Annotated in this window: 12 protein-coding genes and 3 tRNA genes; 8 read left to right on the top strand and 7 right to left on the bottom strand. The window is 63.9% G+C overall.

Annotated elements, in window-relative coordinates; all coding sequences use genetic code 11:
* Positions 1 to 16: 16 nt before the first annotated feature.
* Positions 17 to 2104, bottom strand: coding sequence for an excinuclease ABC subunit UvrB (uvrB, locus tag ACZ0AJ_RS12990; RefSeq protein WP_221290607.1), 2088 nt, complete (start codon positions 2102 to 2104; stop codon positions 17 to 19).
* 119 nt (positions 2105 to 2223) lie between these two features.
* On the opposite strand from uvrB, the gene ACZ0AJ_RS12985 reads away from it, so the two are divergent.
* The 4 genes from ACZ0AJ_RS12985 (at position 2224) to ACZ0AJ_RS12970 (ending at position 4596) form a co-directional block, all read left to right on the top strand.
* Positions 2224 to 3435 (top strand): amino acid aminotransferase, encoded by a 1212-nt coding sequence (locus ACZ0AJ_RS12985; protein ID WP_499454922.1) that lies wholly within the window; start codon positions 2224 to 2226, stop codon positions 3433 to 3435.
* Between the two features lie 116 nt (positions 3436 to 3551).
* Positions 3552 to 3627: transfer RNA gene (locus ACZ0AJ_RS12980), tRNA-Asn, on the top strand.
* A gap of 76 nt (positions 3628 to 3703) precedes the next feature.
* Positions 3704 to 4462, top strand: coding sequence for an alpha/beta fold hydrolase (locus ACZ0AJ_RS12975; protein ID WP_499454920.1), 759 nt, complete (start codon positions 3704 to 3706; stop codon positions 4460 to 4462).
* A gap of 58 nt (positions 4463 to 4520) precedes the next feature.
* A tRNA-Asn gene (locus tag ACZ0AJ_RS12970) sits at positions 4521 to 4596 on the top strand.
* 56 nt (positions 4597 to 4652) lie between these two features.
* Here ACZ0AJ_RS12970 and purT read toward each other — a convergent pair.
* Positions 4653 to 5864, bottom strand: coding sequence for a formate-dependent phosphoribosylglycinamide formyltransferase (purT, locus tag ACZ0AJ_RS12965; protein ID WP_499454919.1), 1212 nt, complete (start codon positions 5862 to 5864; stop codon positions 4653 to 4655).
* Between the two features lie 132 nt (positions 5865 to 5996).
* Here purT and ACZ0AJ_RS12960 point away from each other — a divergent pair.
* Positions 5997 to 6072, top strand: a tRNA-Asn gene (locus ACZ0AJ_RS12960).
* Between the two features lie 62 nt (positions 6073 to 6134).
* Here the strand turns inward: ACZ0AJ_RS12960 and ACZ0AJ_RS12955 are convergent.
* Entirely contained in the window at positions 6135 to 6449 is a 315-nt protein-coding gene (locus ACZ0AJ_RS12955) for an HNH endonuclease signature motif containing protein (RefSeq protein WP_332530953.1), read from the bottom strand.
* A gap of 165 nt (positions 6450 to 6614) precedes the next feature.
* Between ACZ0AJ_RS12955 and ACZ0AJ_RS12950 the strand changes: the two genes are divergently transcribed.
* Positions 6615 to 8264 (top strand): response regulator, encoded by a 1650-nt coding sequence (locus ACZ0AJ_RS12950; RefSeq protein WP_499454917.1) that lies wholly within the window; start codon positions 6615 to 6617, stop codon positions 8262 to 8264.
* Here the strand turns inward: ACZ0AJ_RS12950 and ACZ0AJ_RS12945 are convergent.
* Together ACZ0AJ_RS12945 and ACZ0AJ_RS12940 are read right to left on the bottom strand one after the other, a co-directional pair.
* Entirely contained in the window at positions 8246 to 8701 is a 456-nt protein-coding gene (locus ACZ0AJ_RS12945) for a response regulator (protein WP_258835020.1), read from the bottom strand. The genes ACZ0AJ_RS12950 and ACZ0AJ_RS12945 overlap by 19 nt on opposite strands.
* Positions 8694 to 10952, bottom strand: coding sequence for an ATP-binding protein (locus ACZ0AJ_RS12940; protein ID WP_499454915.1), 2259 nt, complete (start codon positions 10950 to 10952; stop codon positions 8694 to 8696). Before ACZ0AJ_RS12940 ends, ACZ0AJ_RS12945 begins: the two co-directional genes overlap by 8 nt.
* A 158-nt stretch (positions 10953 to 11110) precedes the next feature.
* Between ACZ0AJ_RS12940 and ACZ0AJ_RS12935 the strand changes: the two genes are divergently transcribed.
* Complete coding sequence (locus ACZ0AJ_RS12935) at positions 11111 to 11671, top strand: DUF2325 domain-containing protein (protein ID WP_499454913.1); 561 nt, start codon at positions 11111 to 11113, stop codon at positions 11669 to 11671.
* A 97-nt stretch (positions 11672 to 11768) separates the two neighbouring features.
* On the opposite strand, the gene ACZ0AJ_RS12930 is transcribed toward ACZ0AJ_RS12935, so the two are convergent.
* Positions 11769 to 12968, bottom strand: a complete 1200-nt coding sequence (locus ACZ0AJ_RS12930) for an esterase/lipase family protein (RefSeq protein ID WP_499454912.1) — start codon at positions 12966 to 12968, stop codon at positions 11769 to 11771.
* A 135-nt stretch (positions 12969 to 13103) separates the two neighbouring features.
* A complete protein-coding gene (locus ACZ0AJ_RS12925; protein WP_499454911.1) occupies positions 13104 to 14375 on the bottom strand; it encodes a dienelactone hydrolase family protein in 1272 nt (423 codons plus the stop codon).
* Positions 14376 to 14573: 198 nt separating this feature from the next.
* Between ACZ0AJ_RS12925 and ACZ0AJ_RS12920 the strand changes: the two genes are divergently transcribed.
* Positions 14574 to 16256: an MFS transporter gene (locus ACZ0AJ_RS12920; protein ID WP_499454909.1), complete on the top strand. Its 1683-nt coding sequence runs from the start codon at positions 14574 to 14576 to the stop codon at positions 16254 to 16256.
* The last annotated feature ends 1 nt before the right edge of the window (position 16257 follow it).

Here is a 16257-nt window from a genome sequence, read left to right as displayed (position 1 = left end):
CAACGCACTGCTGGCCTTACTTGCCCAGCATCGAGACGACATTGTCGGCGCCCGGCGCGCCGAACGCCTGCTGCTTGAGCACATGCAGCTGGTCGCGTACCTGCGCGGCTTTCTCGAACTCCAGGTTCTTGGCGTGATCGACCATGAGTTTTTCGAGGCGCTTGATCTCCTTGCTGATCTGCTTCTCGCTCATCGACTCGATCTTCGCCGTTTCCTTGGCGTCTTGCTGCACCTCGCGCTCCGTATTCGGGTTGTACACGCCGTCGATCATTTCCTTGATCTTCTTGTGCACGCCTTTTGGAATGATGTTGTTCTCGAGGTTGAACGCAATCTGCTTGGCACGCCGGCGTTCGGTCTCGTCGATGGCGCGCCGCATCGAATCGGTGACGCGGTCCGCGTACAGGATCGCCACGCCGTTCAGGTTACGCGCCGCGCGGCCGATCGTCTGGATCAGCGAACGCTCGGAACGCAGGAAACCTTCCTTGTCGGCGTCGAGCACGGCTACCAGCGACACTTCCGGCAAATCGAGCCCCTCGCGCAGCAGGTTGATGCCCACCAGCACGTCAAAGGTGCCCAGGCGCAGGTCGCGCAGGATTTCCACGCGCTCGACCGTGTCGATATCGCTGTGCAGGTAGCGCACCTTGATGCCGTGGTCGCCCAGGTATTCGGTGAGCTGCTCGGACATGCGCTTGGTGAGCGTTGTCACCAGCACACGCTCATCCTTGGCGATGCGGTCGTTGATCTCGCCCATCAGGTCGTCCACCTGCGACAGGGCAGGGCGCACGATGATCATCGGATCGACCAGGCCCGTCGGGCGCACCACCTGCTCGACGACATTGTCGGCGCGGCCCTGTTCGTACTCGGCCGGCGTGGCCGAGACGAAAATCGTCTGGCGCATCTTGCCTTCGAACTCGACGAATTTGAGCGGCCGGTTATCCAGTGCCGATGGCAGGCGGAAGCCGTACTCGACCAGGTTTTCCTTGCGCGAACGGTCGCCGTTGTACATCGCGTTGAGCTGGCCGATCATCACGTGCGACTCGTCCATGAACATCAGCGCGTCTTTCGGCAGGTAGTCGATCAGCGTCGGCGGCGGCTCGCCCGGCATCGCGCCGGACAGGTGGCGCGAGTAGTTCTCGATGCCCTTCGTAAAGCCAATCTCGGCCATCATCTCGAGGTCGAAGCGGGTGCGCTGCTCGAGACGCTGCTCTTCGATCAGCTTGTTTTGCTGGCGGAACTCTTCGAGACGGTCGCGCAGCTCGGCCTTGATCGACTCGACCGCACGCAGCACCGTCGAGCGTGGCGTAACGTAGTGCGAACCCGGATACACGGTAAAGCGCGGGATCTTCTGGCGCACGCGGCCCGTCAGGGGATCAAACAACTGCAGCGATTCGATCTCGTCGTCGAACATCTCGACGCGGATTGCCAGCTCGGCGTGCTCGGCCGGGAAGATATCGATCGTGTCGCCGCGCACGCGGAACGAGCCGCGTGAGAAATCCATCTCGTTGCGCGTGTACTGCATCTGGATCAGGCGCGCGATGATGTCGCGCTGGGCCACTTTGTCCTTGTGGCGCAGCGTCAGAATCATCTTGTGGTATTCGTTCGGATTACCGATACCGTAGATCGCCGAGACGGTGGCCACGATGACGACGTCGCGCCGCTCCATCAGCGATTTGGTGCACGACAGGCGCATCTGCTCGATGTGCTCGTTGATCGACGAGTCCTTTTCGATGAACAGGTCGCGCTGCGGCACGTAGGCTTCAGGCTGGTAGTAATCGTAGTACGAGACGAAATACTCGACCGCGTTTTGCGGGAAGAATTCGCGGAACTCCGAATACAACTGGGCCGCCAGCGTTTTATTCGGCGCAAAAATGATCGCGGGCCGGCCGGCCTGCGCGATCACATTGGCCATCGTGTAGGTCTTGCCGGAGCCCGTGACGCCCAGCAGCGTCTGGTACATCAGGCCGTCGTCGATGCCTTCCATCAGCCCCTTGATCGCGGTGGGCTGGTCGCCCGCCGGCTCGAACGGCTGGTGCAGTTTGAACGGCGAATCCGGGAACGTGATGACGGTCGGTTCGGGAGAAGTTGCGATGGATAATTCAGCCATGCTTACAGACCTTTGTTAGAATGAGAATCCGCTCGCGGCCCTGCAGGTTCAGGGGCCGCTGTCTATACAATTGCAAACCCCGCCGCTGTCAATCCAGCCAACAAAACCGAGTTTATCAGATGACTTCCACTGCCTCCGCCAGCCTGTTCAGTGCCATTGAAATGGCCCCACGCGACCCGATCCTGGGCATCACCGAAGCCTTCAACGCCGACACGAACACCGCGAAAATCAACCTCGGCGTGGGTGTCTATTATGACGACAAGGGCAAAGTGCCGCTGCTCGAGTGCGTGCAGAAAGCGGAAGCGAAACTGATGGAGCAGCCAACGCCGCGGACCTACCTGCCGATCGAAGGTCTGGCAGCGTACGACAAAGCGGTGCAAGAGCTGGTATTTGGTGCCGACAGCCCGGTAATTCAAGAGAAACGCGCGCTGACCGTGCAAGCCATCGGCGGCACCGGCGCACTCAAGATCGGCGCCGACTTCCTCAAGCGCTTCCTGCCAGCGTCCGACGTGTACATCAGCGACCCGAGCTGGGAAAACCACCGCGCGCTGTTCGAGAGCGCCGGTTTCACCGTCCATAACTACGCCTATTACGACGCGGCCACCCGCGGCGTGAATTTCGACGGCATGCTGGCCGCCCTGAAGGCGATGCCGGCAGGTTCCATCGTCGTCCTGCACGCGTGCTGCCACAACCCGACCGGCGCCGACCTGACGCAAGACCAGTGGGATCAGGTGATTGCTGCCGTCCAGGAAGGCAATCTCGTGCCATTCCTCGACATGGCCTATCAGGGCTTTGCCAACGGCATCGATGAAGACGGCGCCGTCGTGCGTCGCTTCGCCGCCACCGGCATGGCGATGCTGGTGTCGAACTCGTTCTCCAAATCGTTCTCGCTCTACGGCGAGCGCGTCGGCGCGCTGTCGATCGTGGCCACCACGAGCGAAGAAGCCACGCGCGTGCTGTCGCAACTCAAGCGCGTCGTGCGCACCAACTACTCGAACCCGCCAACCCATGGCGGCAAGGTTGTCGCCACTGTGCTGGCAACGCCTGAGCTGCGCAAGCTGTGGGAAGAAGAACTGGCCGGCATGCGCGTGCGCATTCGCGAGATGCGCGGCGCGATGGTCGAAAAGCTCAAGGCCAAGGCGCCGGGCCACGACTTCGAATTCGTGCGCGAGCAGGTCGGCATGTTCTCGTACTCGGGCCTGAGCAAGGAGCAAGTGGGCAAGCTGCGCGACGAATCGATCTACGCCGTGGACACGGGCCGCATCTGCGTGGCGGCACTGAATTCGACGAACATCGATTGCGTCGTTGACGCCATCGCCAAAGTTCTCTAAAATCCTGGCTCTCTTGATCGCTGCAAGCGCGCAAGAGAGCAGCAGCAGATGGAAAACGAAACGCCTGTTCTGATTTGACAGAAACGTTTCATGAACCATATAATGCCAGCTTCAATTCCCTGATAGCTCAGTTGGTAGAGCGACGGACTGTTAATCCGCAGGTCCCTGGTTCGAGTCCAGGTCGGGGAGCCAGAATACAAGAAGGCCGCATCGAAGGATGCGGCCTTTTTCGTTATGCGGCGTTACGTCGTCTTTTTGGAGAGTTCGCGTGAAGCAACCACTCAAGAGCCACGCCACCCTGATCGAAGGACAGATGTTCCGCTTCGCACGAGCTGGGCAGGGGAGCCCCTCGATCGTGCTGATCGGCGGCGCCGGCGGCCCGCTCGACGGTTGGTTCAAGCTGTATCCCGAGATCGAGGCACTGGGTACCGTGTTCAGCTACGACCGGCCCGGTACGGGCGGCAGTCCGAAGCCGACCGAAGCGCAGTACGGCGAGACCGTCGTCGCGCAGCTGCGTCTGTTGCTGCAGTTCGCCAAGGTGCCGCCGCCGTTCGTGCTGGTGGCGCATTCGTTTGGCGGCCTGCACGCCAACCTGTTCGCGCGCGAGTTTGCCGACGAGGTGGCGGGCGTGCTGTTCATCGAGGCGACGGCGCCGCAGGACGTTGACAATCTCAAGCAATACCAGTCGGCGCTGCAGCGGGGCTTCGTTAAGCTGCTCGACCGCGTGTCGCCGCGCGATGCGTTCGACGAGCTGCGCAACGAGCGCGAGACCGTCAGGGATATCCTCGAGGCGCCGGCATTTCCGCCCGTGCCGGTGACGGTGCTGTCGGGGACGAAACGCTTGCCGCGCTGGCTGGTGCCGACGGCGCTGGTGCGTGAACGCGAACGTTCGCAGCTGGCGCTGGCAGCCCTGTCGCCGTTGGGTGAGCGGGTCGTGGCCGAGCGCAGTGCGCATTTTCCGCAGTTGTCCGAGCCGGAACTGGTGATCGATACGCTCAAACGCTTGCTGGCGCGAATCCCTCGCTAGATTTTTCTTTTCGAAAATTTTGCGAAATCGACACCAGCAGGTATAATGCGGCCTCAATTCCCTGATAGCTCAGTTGGTAGAGCGACGGACTGTTAATCCGCAGGTCCCTGGTTCGAGTCCAGGTCGGGGAGCCAGAATACGAAGGGCCGCATGCAAATGCGGCCCTTTTTGTATTGGGGCCTGTAGATGCTTACTTGCCTGATACCGGCTTAACCTTCGCCGCTGCCGCCAACGCACGTTCACGCGCCGTGGTGATATCGTCCGCCGTGGCCAATGCCACGCCCATGCGCCGCCGTGCAAACGACTCTGGCTTGCCAAACAGGCGCACATCGGCGCCCGGCACTTGCAGCGCCTCTGCCACGCCCTCGAACGCAATCCCCGTTTCATCGAGCTGGCCGTAGATCACGGCCGACGCGCCTGGCGCGTGCAGGGCCACGTTTACTGGCAAGCCGAGAATTGCCTTCGCATGCAGTTCGAACTCGCTCTGCACCTGGCTGGCCATCGTCACCATGCCCGTGTCGTGCGGGCGCGGGCTCACTTCCGAGAACCACACCATGTCGCCCTTGACGAACAACTCGACGCCGAACACGCCCAGTCCGCCCAGATTGCCGGTGACCTTGGCGGCGATCTCGCGCGAGCGCTCCAGTGCCAGCGGCTGCATCGGATGCGGCTGCCACGATTCGACGTAGTCGCCCTGGACCTGCTTGTGCCCGATCGGATCGCAGAAGCTCGTTACGACCTGGCCATCTGCGCCCAGCGAGCGCACCGTCAGCAGCGTGATCTCGTAATCGAAGTCGATGAAGCCTTCGGCAATCACGCGCCCGGCGTCGACACGCCCGCCGCTGGCAGCGTAAGCCCAGGCAGCGGCCACATCATCCGCGCTATCGAGCTTCGACTGGCCCTTGCCCGATGACGACATCACCGGCTTGACCACGCACGGAAAGCCCACGGCAGCGCAGGCAGCCTGCAGCTCGTCCAGGCTGCTGGCAAACTGGTAGGGCGACGTGGCCAGGCCCAGTTCTTCGGCAGCCAGGCGGCGGATGCCTTCGCGGTTCATCGTCAGTTGCGCCGCGCGTGCGGTCGGGATGCAGGTGATGACGCCGGCCGCTTCCAGTTCGGCCAGCTTGTCGGTGGCGATCGCTTCGATTTCCGGCACCACGAGGTGAGGGCGCTCCTGCGCGATCAGCGCTTCGAGCGCCGCGCCATCGGTCATGTCGATCACGTGCGCGCGGTGCGCGACCTGGTGGCCCGGGGCGTTCGGGTAGCGGTCGACCGCGATCACTTCGACGCCCAGTCGTTGCAGCGAGATGATCACTTCCTTGCCCAGTTCGCCCGAGCCGAGCAGCATGACGCGGGTTGCGGAAGGGGAGAGTGGGGTGCCGAGGGTGCGTGAAATGGTCATGGTCGTTCGGGGATCAAGGAGGTGGTGGGAAGCTGCGACTATAGCAAAAGCGCCCTTTGGCAGTGGCTGGCCAGCCGATTCACACACGGCTCTGGTCAAACCGCAAATGCCCGGCTATAATATTGCCTCAATTCCCTGATAGCTCAGTTGGTAGAGCGACGGACTGTTAATCCGCAGGTCCCTGGTTCGAGTCCAGGTCGGGGAGCCAGAACAAGAGAAGGGCCGCATGCGAATGCGGCCCTTTTTGCATTTCCGGCGCCGGTTATTCCGTCAGCGCCCCTTCTTCTTGTTCGCGGTGTACGTGCGCGTATAAAACCCCGCCGGCTTCTTCGCTACCCACGCGATGAACGCCGCGATATCCGCATGCCCGCGCAGCGATTCCCACGTGTGATAGGTCTGCAGCAGTTCGCGCTCGGTGAATGCCGAGTGGATCTTGCGGTGGCAAATCTTGTGGATCGGGTACTGGTCGCGCCCCTTGAACGTCTTCGGGATCAGGTGATGGCGGTCGACGTGCTCCGTTCCCAGCGGCCGTCCGCACAACGGGCAGGGATCATCGGGCGTGGTCGTGGCTTGGTGATGTGGCATGCGCGCTATATGCAGGGCGATTTTTTACCGCACAAGTCTTGACCCGTGTTTGCCAGAATGATACCAAGCGGGACGAACCCTTGTTAAATGGTATTAGTGTAGAATTAACCCCGAATTCTCGCGCAGCACGTTACCCCTCCAGCCCTGAAAGCGACGCAGTTTGTAATGATCGAAGACAACTCCACCGTTTGTTCCGTGCTGTTGATCGACGATGAGTCGTTTGCTCAGGACATCATCGCCCATGGCCTCAAAAGCTGTGTTGGTCATCAGCTCCGATATGAGTCCAGCCCGGCGCGTGCCGTCGAGGTTGCGCGCGATGTCGCCGCGACGGTGGTGATCGTCGATTTGCGCATGCCTGGCGGTCTGGATGGCTTTGATGTGATTGCCATGCTGCGCGCGCATCCGGACACGCATGACGTGCCGGTCATCCTGCTCTCTTCCGAAGACGACCCCGATACCAAGGCCAAGGCCTTTGCCATCGGCGCCAACGACTACATGGTCAAGTGGCCCGATCCGCGCGAGCTCGTGGCGCGTGTGCGGTATCACAGCGGCGCCTGCGTTGCGCGGCGCGAGCGCGACGAAGCCTTCGCATCGCTGCGCTTGAGCCAGGAGCAACTGGCGGCGAGCCAGCTGGCGCTGCACCAGGCGCAAAAAATGGAAGCGATCGGCCAGCTCACCGGCGGCGTGGCCCACGATTTCAACAACGTCCTGCAAATCATCGGCGGCAATCTGCAATTGCTGAAGATGGTTGGCAACCTGAATGACGCCGCGCGCACGCGCGTCGAGATGGCGCTGTCGGGCGTCGAGCGCGGCGCCAAGCTGGCCGCGCACCTGCTGGCCTTTGCACGGCGCCAGCCGCTGCAGTCAGTCGTCATCGATCCCACCCATCTGGTGCGTGAGCTCGACGACATGGCGCGCCGTGTTCTTGGCGCCGGCACCCGGGTCGAAACCGAGGTCGCACCCGAGCTGGGCAGCACCATGGTCGATCCCAACCAGCTCAACAACGTGCTGCTGAACCTGGTCATCAATGCGCGCGACGCAATGCCCGATGGCGGCACGCTGACCATCCGCGCCGTCAATGCTGCCGCCGACGACGATTTGCCGCCCGACGTGCCGCACAACGATTACGTGATGCTCGAGATCGCCGATACGGGCAAGGGCATGCCGCCCGACGTGCTGCGCCGGGCGTTCGAACCGTTCTTCACCACCAAGCCGACGGGCCAGGGCACGGGTCTGGGGCTGTCGATGGCGTATGGTTTCGTCAAGCAGTCGGGCGGCGAAATCGTGCTGCGCAGCGAGCCGGGCAAGGGCAGCAGCGTGCGCATCTATCTGCCACGTAGTACCGCGATCCCGGCCGAGCAAGCAGAGACAGCCGTGCACCCGTCGCTGACGGGCGGCCTGGAAACCATTCTGGTGGTCGAGGACGAAGACGACGTGCGCTCATCGACCTGCGGCATCCTGTCGGCGCTGGGCTACGACGTCTTGGAAGCGCGCGATGCGGCCAGCGCGGCGGCGCTGGTGGAAGAAGGCCGGCATATCGACCTGGTGTTTACCGACGTGATCATGCCGGGACCGCTGTCGAGCCTGCAACTGGGCGAGATCGTGCGCCGTCATCTGCCGGAGTGCGAAGTGTTGTACACGTCAGGCTACGCCGAAGGCGTGCTGACCCACGAAGGCAAGCTGGACGCGTCAGTCCACCTGCTGCAGAAACCTTACCATCCGGACGCGCTCAGTGCGCGCATCCGTCATTTGCTACGTCGCTCGCGGCGCGCCTCAGGCAAGCCGCAAACGGCCAGTCACTTCGGCTTGATGTAACGGTGCGAGCCTGGCGGCGGCTCGTTGAGCACCGCCCAGAAGATCCCCAGGTCGGCAATCGCGCGCACGAATTCATTAAAATCGACCGGCTTGACCACATACGCATTCACACCCAGCTCGTAGCTGCGGATCACGTCCTGTTCTTCCTTGGACGACGTCAGCATCACCACCGGCACCGACCGTAGCTCGGCCGTGGTGCGGATTTCCTTGAGCACTTCGAGTCCATCGACCTTCGGCAATTTCAGGTCGAGCAGGATCACGGCCGGATTGCCGAGCTGGCGACCGTCGAATTCGCCGCGCCGGTGCAGATAGTCGAGCGCCTCGGCGCCGTCGCGCGCGACCACGACTTCGTTGGCCAACTGGCTCTTCGACAGGGCGATGAGGGTGAGCTCCAGGTCGTGGGGATTGTCTTCTACCAGGAGGATGGGCTTAAGCATGGGTGCCTTGTTCTGTGATGGCTTGTTTGGGGAGGGTGAAGGAGAACGTTGCACCTTCACCCAGGATCGAGTCGGCCCAGACGCGGCCGTTGTGGCGTTCGATAATACGGCGCACATTGGCCAGGCCGATACCGGTGCCCTGGAAATCTTCCATCCGGTGCAGGCGCTGGAACACGCCGAACAGCTTGTGCACGTAGTCGCGGTTGAAGCCGGCGCCGTTGTCCGCCACATGGAACGCGATGTCGTCGCCGGCATCCTCGGCCCAGATCCGGATCACGGCCGGGTCGCGCCCGTTGGTGAACTTGACGGCATTGGACAGCAGGTTGAACATCGCCAGGTGCAGGAAGCTCGGGTCGCCCTGCACGACCGGCAGGCGGTCGATGTGCCAGTCGACGCGACGCTGGCCGATCTCGAGGCCCAGCTTGTCGATGCAACCCGACACCAGGTCGGTCATGTCGATGCTGGTGGGGCGCAGCGCGGCGCGGCCCATCTGCGAGAACGACAGCAGATCGTCGACCAGCTTGCCGGCCAGGCGCGCCGATTCCTTGATGTTCTTTAAAAAGCGCTGGCGCAGCGCCACGTCTTCGCTGCCGGCCGATTCGAGCAGCAGGTCGGAAAAGCCGGCGATGTGGCGCAGCGGCGCGCGCAGGTCGTGCGAGACCGAATACGAAAACGCTTCGAGTTCCTTGTTGGCGCGGCCCAGTTCTTCAGCCAGTTCGGCCATCTGCTCGGCGCGCTCGAGCGCGATGCCCAGCAGCGCCGTGCGGAACTCGGTGGTCATCTCGATTTCGGCGGCGTGCCACGGCAGGCTGTGGCCGTGGATGGTTTCGCGCCAGGTGGCAAAGCTCTGGCGCGGCGTCAGTTGTCCTGGCGTGCCGGCGCTGGCTTCCTTCTCGTGCGGATTGCCGGCCCATTCGACGGTCTGCACCAGCTCGGGCCGGAACCACAGCAGGTAATGCTGGTGGATGCGCGAGATCGGCAGCGCCAGCAAACCGCTGGCATTCTGGATGAATGCCTTGGCCGGCGGGTACACGGCGGCCAGTTCGTCGGTATGAAAGACTTCGGTGTGGCCATGCACGGCGAGCCACGTCGACAGGTCGCGGATGGCTGCTTCATCGGGCGTGTCGCCGTAGGTCAGGATGCGGTCGTCGACGACGACGGCCACGCCACCGGCACGCGCAAAGCGCAGCAGCTCGCCGAACACGCCGCTCAGGTTGTCGACGAAGTCGGTGCCTTTGGTGAGACGACCGAGCACCTCGACCATGATGCGGCGCACGTCGAGCCGGAACTGCAGCTCGGCGCTGTCTTCGCGGCTTTCGATGCACAGGGCCAGGATCTGGCCCAGCTGCTCGCAGGCCGTGCGTTTTTCAACGGACACCGGGCACGGCGTGGCGTTGTGGCATGCGATCAGGCCCCACAGCTTGCCCCGTACGATCAGCGAGACCGACATCGAGGCCAGTGTGCCCATATTGCGCATGTACTGCAGGTGCACGGGCGAGACGCTGCGCAGCGCGGCGAACGACAGGTCGTTGCGCGCGCCGCTGGCCGGATTCTCGGCCGGGACGAGTGCCTCGGCCTCGTAATTGGCGTCCTGGATCACGCGGATCGGCGAAAGCGTGTACAGCTCGCGCGCTTGCGACGGGATGTCACTGGCCGGGAATGCCTGGCCCAGGTATGACTTGTAGTCGGGTGCTTTGGCTTCGGCCACCACGCGGCCGTGGCCGCTCGGGTCGAACCGGTACACCATCACGCGGCCGTAGCCCGTGACCGAGCGCACGTGGCGTGCGGCCAGATCGGTCAGCGCGGTGATGGAGGCGTGTTCGCCGACCCTGGCGAGAAAGTCGGTAATGAGCGGGTACAGGTGGCGAAAGTCGGCCGGCTCGGCGCGCTCGACGGTTTCGAATTCGGCGATCACCAGGCCATCCCAGACGTGGCCGAGCACATCGAAATGGCGGCCATTGTCGAGCGTAACGGTACCGAGATACATCGGGCGCTGGCCGAGTGTGTCGCTGGCCAGTTCGCGTGCCATGCGCTCGCCACAGGCCTTGCCGATGACGGCCGCCACCGGCAGGCCAAGCGCTGCTTCCGGTGCCAGACCCGCCAGCGGGAGCAGGTTCGCGCTCGCCTGCAACACGTCGAGTGCAGGCGACAGCGTCAGCATGAAGCCGTGTGGCTGGATACTTCCGGGCGTGCGGATCGGTTCGCTGGCGCAGCTGGAAATGTCGAGTTGGTCGGGGGATGCCTGGGTCATGGGCCTTTGGGGTAATGCACAGGTGAGCAGGGCCATATTGTAACGTGAAAGTGTGTTGTCAAATCGCGATGTCACGATTTGTCCCCGCGTCGACGCGCGCTTGAAATGAGAATTGTTCTCATTTAAGATGGGTCCTGGTTCAGGAACAGGAGGCGCAGATGGCTGCATACCGGGAAGCCGACGGCTTGGCTGGCGAACACGTGACGTTGCTGCGGGCACATGCAGACGCGCAGGCGCGCTGCAGTGTGCTGCTGCAGGCGCAGGCCGCGCGCATCGCCGCCATGGAAGCGCAGCTGATCCGCGCGCGGGGCGCGACGATCCGCGCTGCGACGGCGCTTGCCTGGGAACGCGAAGACCGCGCCGCCCTTGATGCGGCGCTGCCGGGTCTCGGCCGGCGCGTCGCGCTGGGCCGCCAGGTGGCTGCGCTGCAGGCGCGCGTGCATGACCTGATGCGCACGCTGCAGCGCCGTGAGCTTGCCGTGCGGAAGGGCAGCGCGAGCCATCCGGGGCATACGCCAGCTGGCGTCGCGGCGGACCTGGAAGCGAGCTTGCAGGCCGCCGATCTGGTGATCTGCCAGACCGGCTGCATGAGCCACGGCGACTACTGGCGCGTGCAGGACCATTGCAAGCGCACCGGCAAGCTGTGCATGCTGGTGGACCAGCCCGACGGCTTGCAGATCGTGCGCATCCACCGGCCTGACGAGGTGCTTTCACCGTGACTCGCGTAGCAGTCTGCGATGGCAGGTTGAACGCGTGGGCGGGAAACCCGCCCACCCTACACAGGACAACTAGCCGCGGAGGTATTGTCATCCTGAGCTACAGCGCAAAGATAATGTCGCTGATCCGGTCGTACAGGGGATCAGCCGATGGCCCTTGATTGGGCCAGTTCAGGATGTCGAAGTGGTCGTATCCCGGGTAGTTGCCGAGAAAGTTCCACGCTCCGCGCAGCGCCGTGCCGTTGTAGTCGCGCACCGGATGCCCGCCAGGTGCGCGCATGCTGACCGTGTTGACGACGCCATCGCTCGGGAACCAGTCGCTGTCGATGCGCACCCGGTTTGGCACATTGACGGTGTAGCTGCCCATGCCGCGCTGGGCGGGCGAGGGCACGATCCACTCGCCGGCGAACGATTTGAAGTAGGGCATCATGTCGGTGCGCGCGTACTGGAACGCCGTCGTCTGGATCGGTGCGATCGCGCGGTCGGTGCCGTTGCAGCACCAGCTGCCGCTGGCGGTGGCGAGGGTAGCAACTGAAAAATAGTAGACGCTGGGCGAAGTGAGCGCCCACCGGTTGAATTCGCGGGCGCCGTCCGGCGCGAGCTCCCAGCTGGCAGCCCGGTTGCGCAGGATGTCGCGCAGCACGATGGGCACATTGGGCAGGATATTGAAGACCGCGTCACTGAGCGTGGTGCCATTGTGCGGCGCCGAGATGCTCGTCGCGCTGCGGATCCAGCCCGTCTTGCCGCCCTTGAACAGTGCGCCATCGCCTTCGTCCGTCATTGCGCCGTGCTCCAGCAGCTGGATCAGGGCGCGGATGGTTGTGCCGCCCTGGCTGTGGCCGATCATGTGGATCGGATGGTCACGGCCCCATTGCGGGTACAGCGCCGGCGGATACGCGTGCGGATTGTCGCGTGGGTCGGCCGCCCAGCATTTGCCGGGCGGCTTTTGCACCTGACCGGGCACGCCCTGTGCGGCAACGTGCGCCTTGCCGTAGTCGACGCAGCCGCCCTTGATCTGGGCATACAGCTCGGCGGCGCGGTCCCAGTTCGACGCGATGGGGCTGACGGCGGCGGCAACGACCGTGTGCGGGCCGCGGTAGACCTGCATGTGCGCCGCGATGTCGCCGTAGCCGCCCCAGTAGTTGAAGCCGCTCTTCTGGAATTCGTCGGGGCCGAAGCCCAGAAAGCCGTGTACCAGCACGACAGGATCGTTGTTCGCGGCTGTGGCGGCGGGGGCAGCCAGCAGGCCGAAGACGAATACGAGGAGTGCGGCAGCGCAGGCGTGGACGAGACGAACCATGGAGATGCTCCGGACAATGCGACAGCCGCATTGTCTGATGCATCACCAAGCAGCGGTTTGCGCTGGATCGACCCGACGCACAGTAAAGCGAACTCATGCAGGAAGAACTGCGCAGGCCGCTTGACAAGCCTGCGATCAGCGCGCGGTCGTACTGCCCACCGACGTCGTCGGATCGGAGTCGGCCATCGGGTTCGGCGCCGGCATCAGCGCCGCCGTGGCTGCCGCTTTCTCGGCCCGGTCGATGCGCTCGTCATGCCAGACCACATAGTCGTCGACCGAGTACAGCCGGCACGGCTCCTTGCTCTTGGCCGAGCAGGTCGCCAGTGCGCGTCCGTCCGGATCTTCGCCTTCTTCGGCCCAGGTCCAGCCGCCGCTGCTCGACACGGCAAACGCGCGCGGCGTCATCTTGGTCAGGTAATCGCGGTAGGCGCGGCGGCCGGTTTCGGACAGGAACGGTACGGCGGCGATATCGTCGACCCGTGCGTAATCGGTGCGCGCCGGGCTGGGCGGGGCAGGGATGTCGACCACGACGGCGGTCGGCATCCCGATCTCGCGCAGGAACTGTTCAGTATCTTGCAGCCAGACTTTTTCGCCGTCGCGGCTGGCCAGCATGCCGTGCGCGTCGCGCTTGAAGGCGGGGAATTCAACCAGGCGCCCACGGCCACCGGCCGCGGCATAGGCGGCGTGCATGCGGCTGGCCAGCTCCGGGCCGAACAGCGAATCGTTCTGGCCGTACATCCACAGGCTCGGGACTTTTGCTTTGGCGCCGTAGTCGGCAAAGGCCGCCACCAGTTGCGAACGCCACGCGCAGCGGTTGCTGTCGTCGCGCAAGCCGCCCGCAAAATTGATCAGGCCGCGCACGCCCGGCAGCGCCTCGGTGCCCAATGCGATGGCGGCCAGCCCGCCGTACGACTGGCCGGCCACGATCATGCGCCCGCCGTCGATCCACGGTTGCTGGCGGGCATAGGCGAGGGTGGCGCGGATGTCTTCGGCCTGGGTGTAGCCATTGGCCGTCATGTCGCAGCCGCGATCGCGGTAGCGTCCGCCCGACTTGGAAAAGCCCTGGCGCATCGGCACCATCACCGCGTAGCCGCGCTTCACGAACACGGACGCCATATGATAGAAGCGGTCGCGCGACTGCAGGCTCGGGCGGCCCGGGTCCTTGCCGTGGTTGATGACGATCAGCGGGAAGGGTCCGGCGCCATCGGGCTGAAAAACGGTGGTTTCGAGCAGCACGTCATCTGGCCCGGCCGGCACCTGGATGACGCGCTCGTTCATCCGGTAGTCGAGCATGCTGGTGACGGGCTTAGGTGCCGGCAGTGCCTGCGAGAAGCCGAGTGACGGCAGCATGGCCAGCGCGGCAAGCGAAGCGGAGATCAGGGTGCGAATGGCGTGGATGTTCGACATGGCTGACTCTGGAAATGCTGCCTTACGAAACTATTTCCGTACGGCACAATCTGAGTCTAGGGCCAATAAATCCGTAGGGCAATATCCGATTGGCCAACTTTTGCATTAAATGTTGCGGGTGTGGCGAAAGCGTCATCCGACGTGAAGTCGAGCAAAGGCGTAAGATAGCGAGCCTGACAATTACGGTGAAACAGCAGGATGAGCAAGTACGCGCCACGCGAATGGGCACCCGACGAAAAGCCGATGCTGCCCGGCTCTCCGTCCACGCCAGCGCACACGACAAAGCTGCGATTGGCCTATCTGGCGGTCGGCATCCTCGTCACGATCACGGGCGGCCTGGGCAACGCGCTGGTCGCCGTCAACCTGATCAATCTGCAGGGCGTGCTGGGCGCCTACCAGACCGAAACGGCCTGGCTGCCAGCCGCCTACGTGATGGCCAATGCGTCGATGAACCTGCTGCTGGTGAAATTCCGGCAACAGTTCGGCCTGCGCCTGTTCACCGAGTGCTTCCTGGTGCTGTACGCGCTGGTCACGCTGGCCCACCTGTTCGTCAACGATCTCGGCTCGGCCATCGCCGTGCGCGCCGCCCACGGCATGCTGGCCGCCGCCGTCAGTCCGCTTGGCCTGTATTACACGTTGCAGGGGTTTAAGAAGGAGTGGCGCCTGAAAGGCATCGCGATCTCGCTTGGCACCGCTCAGCTGGCGCTGCCGCTGGCCTATATTTTCTCGGGTGACCTGCTGCGCATTGCGGAGTGGCGCGGCCTGTACATGTTCGAGCTGGGCCTGGCGCTGGTGTCGCTGGGCGCCGTGCTGCTGCTCAAGTTGCCACCGGGCGACCGGATCAAGGCGTTCCGCCCCACCGACTTCGTCACGTTCGCGTTGTTTGCGCCGGGCATGGCGCTGCTGTGCATGGTGCTCACGTTCGGGCGCATCTTCTGGTGGACCGAGCAGGCGTGGATCGGCGTGGCGCTGGCGGTGTCGATCTTCCTGCTCGCGGCCGCGATGTGCGTCGAGCACAACCGGGCCAACCCGCTGCTGAATCTGCGCTGGCTGACCAACCGCAGCATCCTGCGCGTGGCGCTGTCGCTGCTGCTGGTGCGCATCGTGCTGTCCGAGCAGAGCGTGGGCGCAGTGGGTTTCCTGCGCGCCGTGGGACTGGACAATAACCAGATGCAGTCGCTGTTCCTGTGCGTGCTGGCGGCCACGGTCGCCGGCATCGTGGTGTCGGCCCTGACCGTCAACGTGAAGCACCTGATGGCGCCGCAGGTGATTGCGCTGGTGCTGATGGCGCTGGGCGCCTGGATGGATGCGCATGCCAATAACCAGACACGCGTCGAGCAGATGTACCTGAGCCAGAGTCTGCTGGCATTTGGCGGCACGCTGTTCATCGGGCCGTCGCTGATTTCGATGATCGTCACCGTGATCGGCAATCCCGGCGCCCTGATCAGTTTCTCGGTGCTGTTCGGCCTGACCCAGAATCTGGGCGGCCTGATCGGCTCGGCGCTGGTCGGCACGTTCCAGATCATGCGCGAGAAATTCCACTCGTCGTCGATCGTCGAGGGCTTGAGCTTGCTCGATCCGCTGGTGGCCGGGCGCATCCAGTCCGGCGCGGCGGCGGCCGGGCAATTGCTGGCCGACCCGGCGGCGCGCACGCGCCAGAGCCTGGCGTCGCTGGCTGCCAGCGCCACGCGCGAAGCCAACATCCTGGCCTACAACGACGTGTTCCTGATGATCGCCCTGATCGCCGCCGTGAGCGCGACCTGGATCTTCCTGCACGCTGTCTGGATGCATTACAACCCTCCGGCTACCGCGCCGGCTGCTGCACCCACACCCGCCGCACCTGTCAATAACATTCCCGCACCCATCACTGTGACCGATTGAT

The sequence above is a fragment of the Telluria sp. AC161 genome, from assembly GCF_979258535.1.
This window is presented reverse-complemented; position numbering and strand designations above follow the sequence as displayed.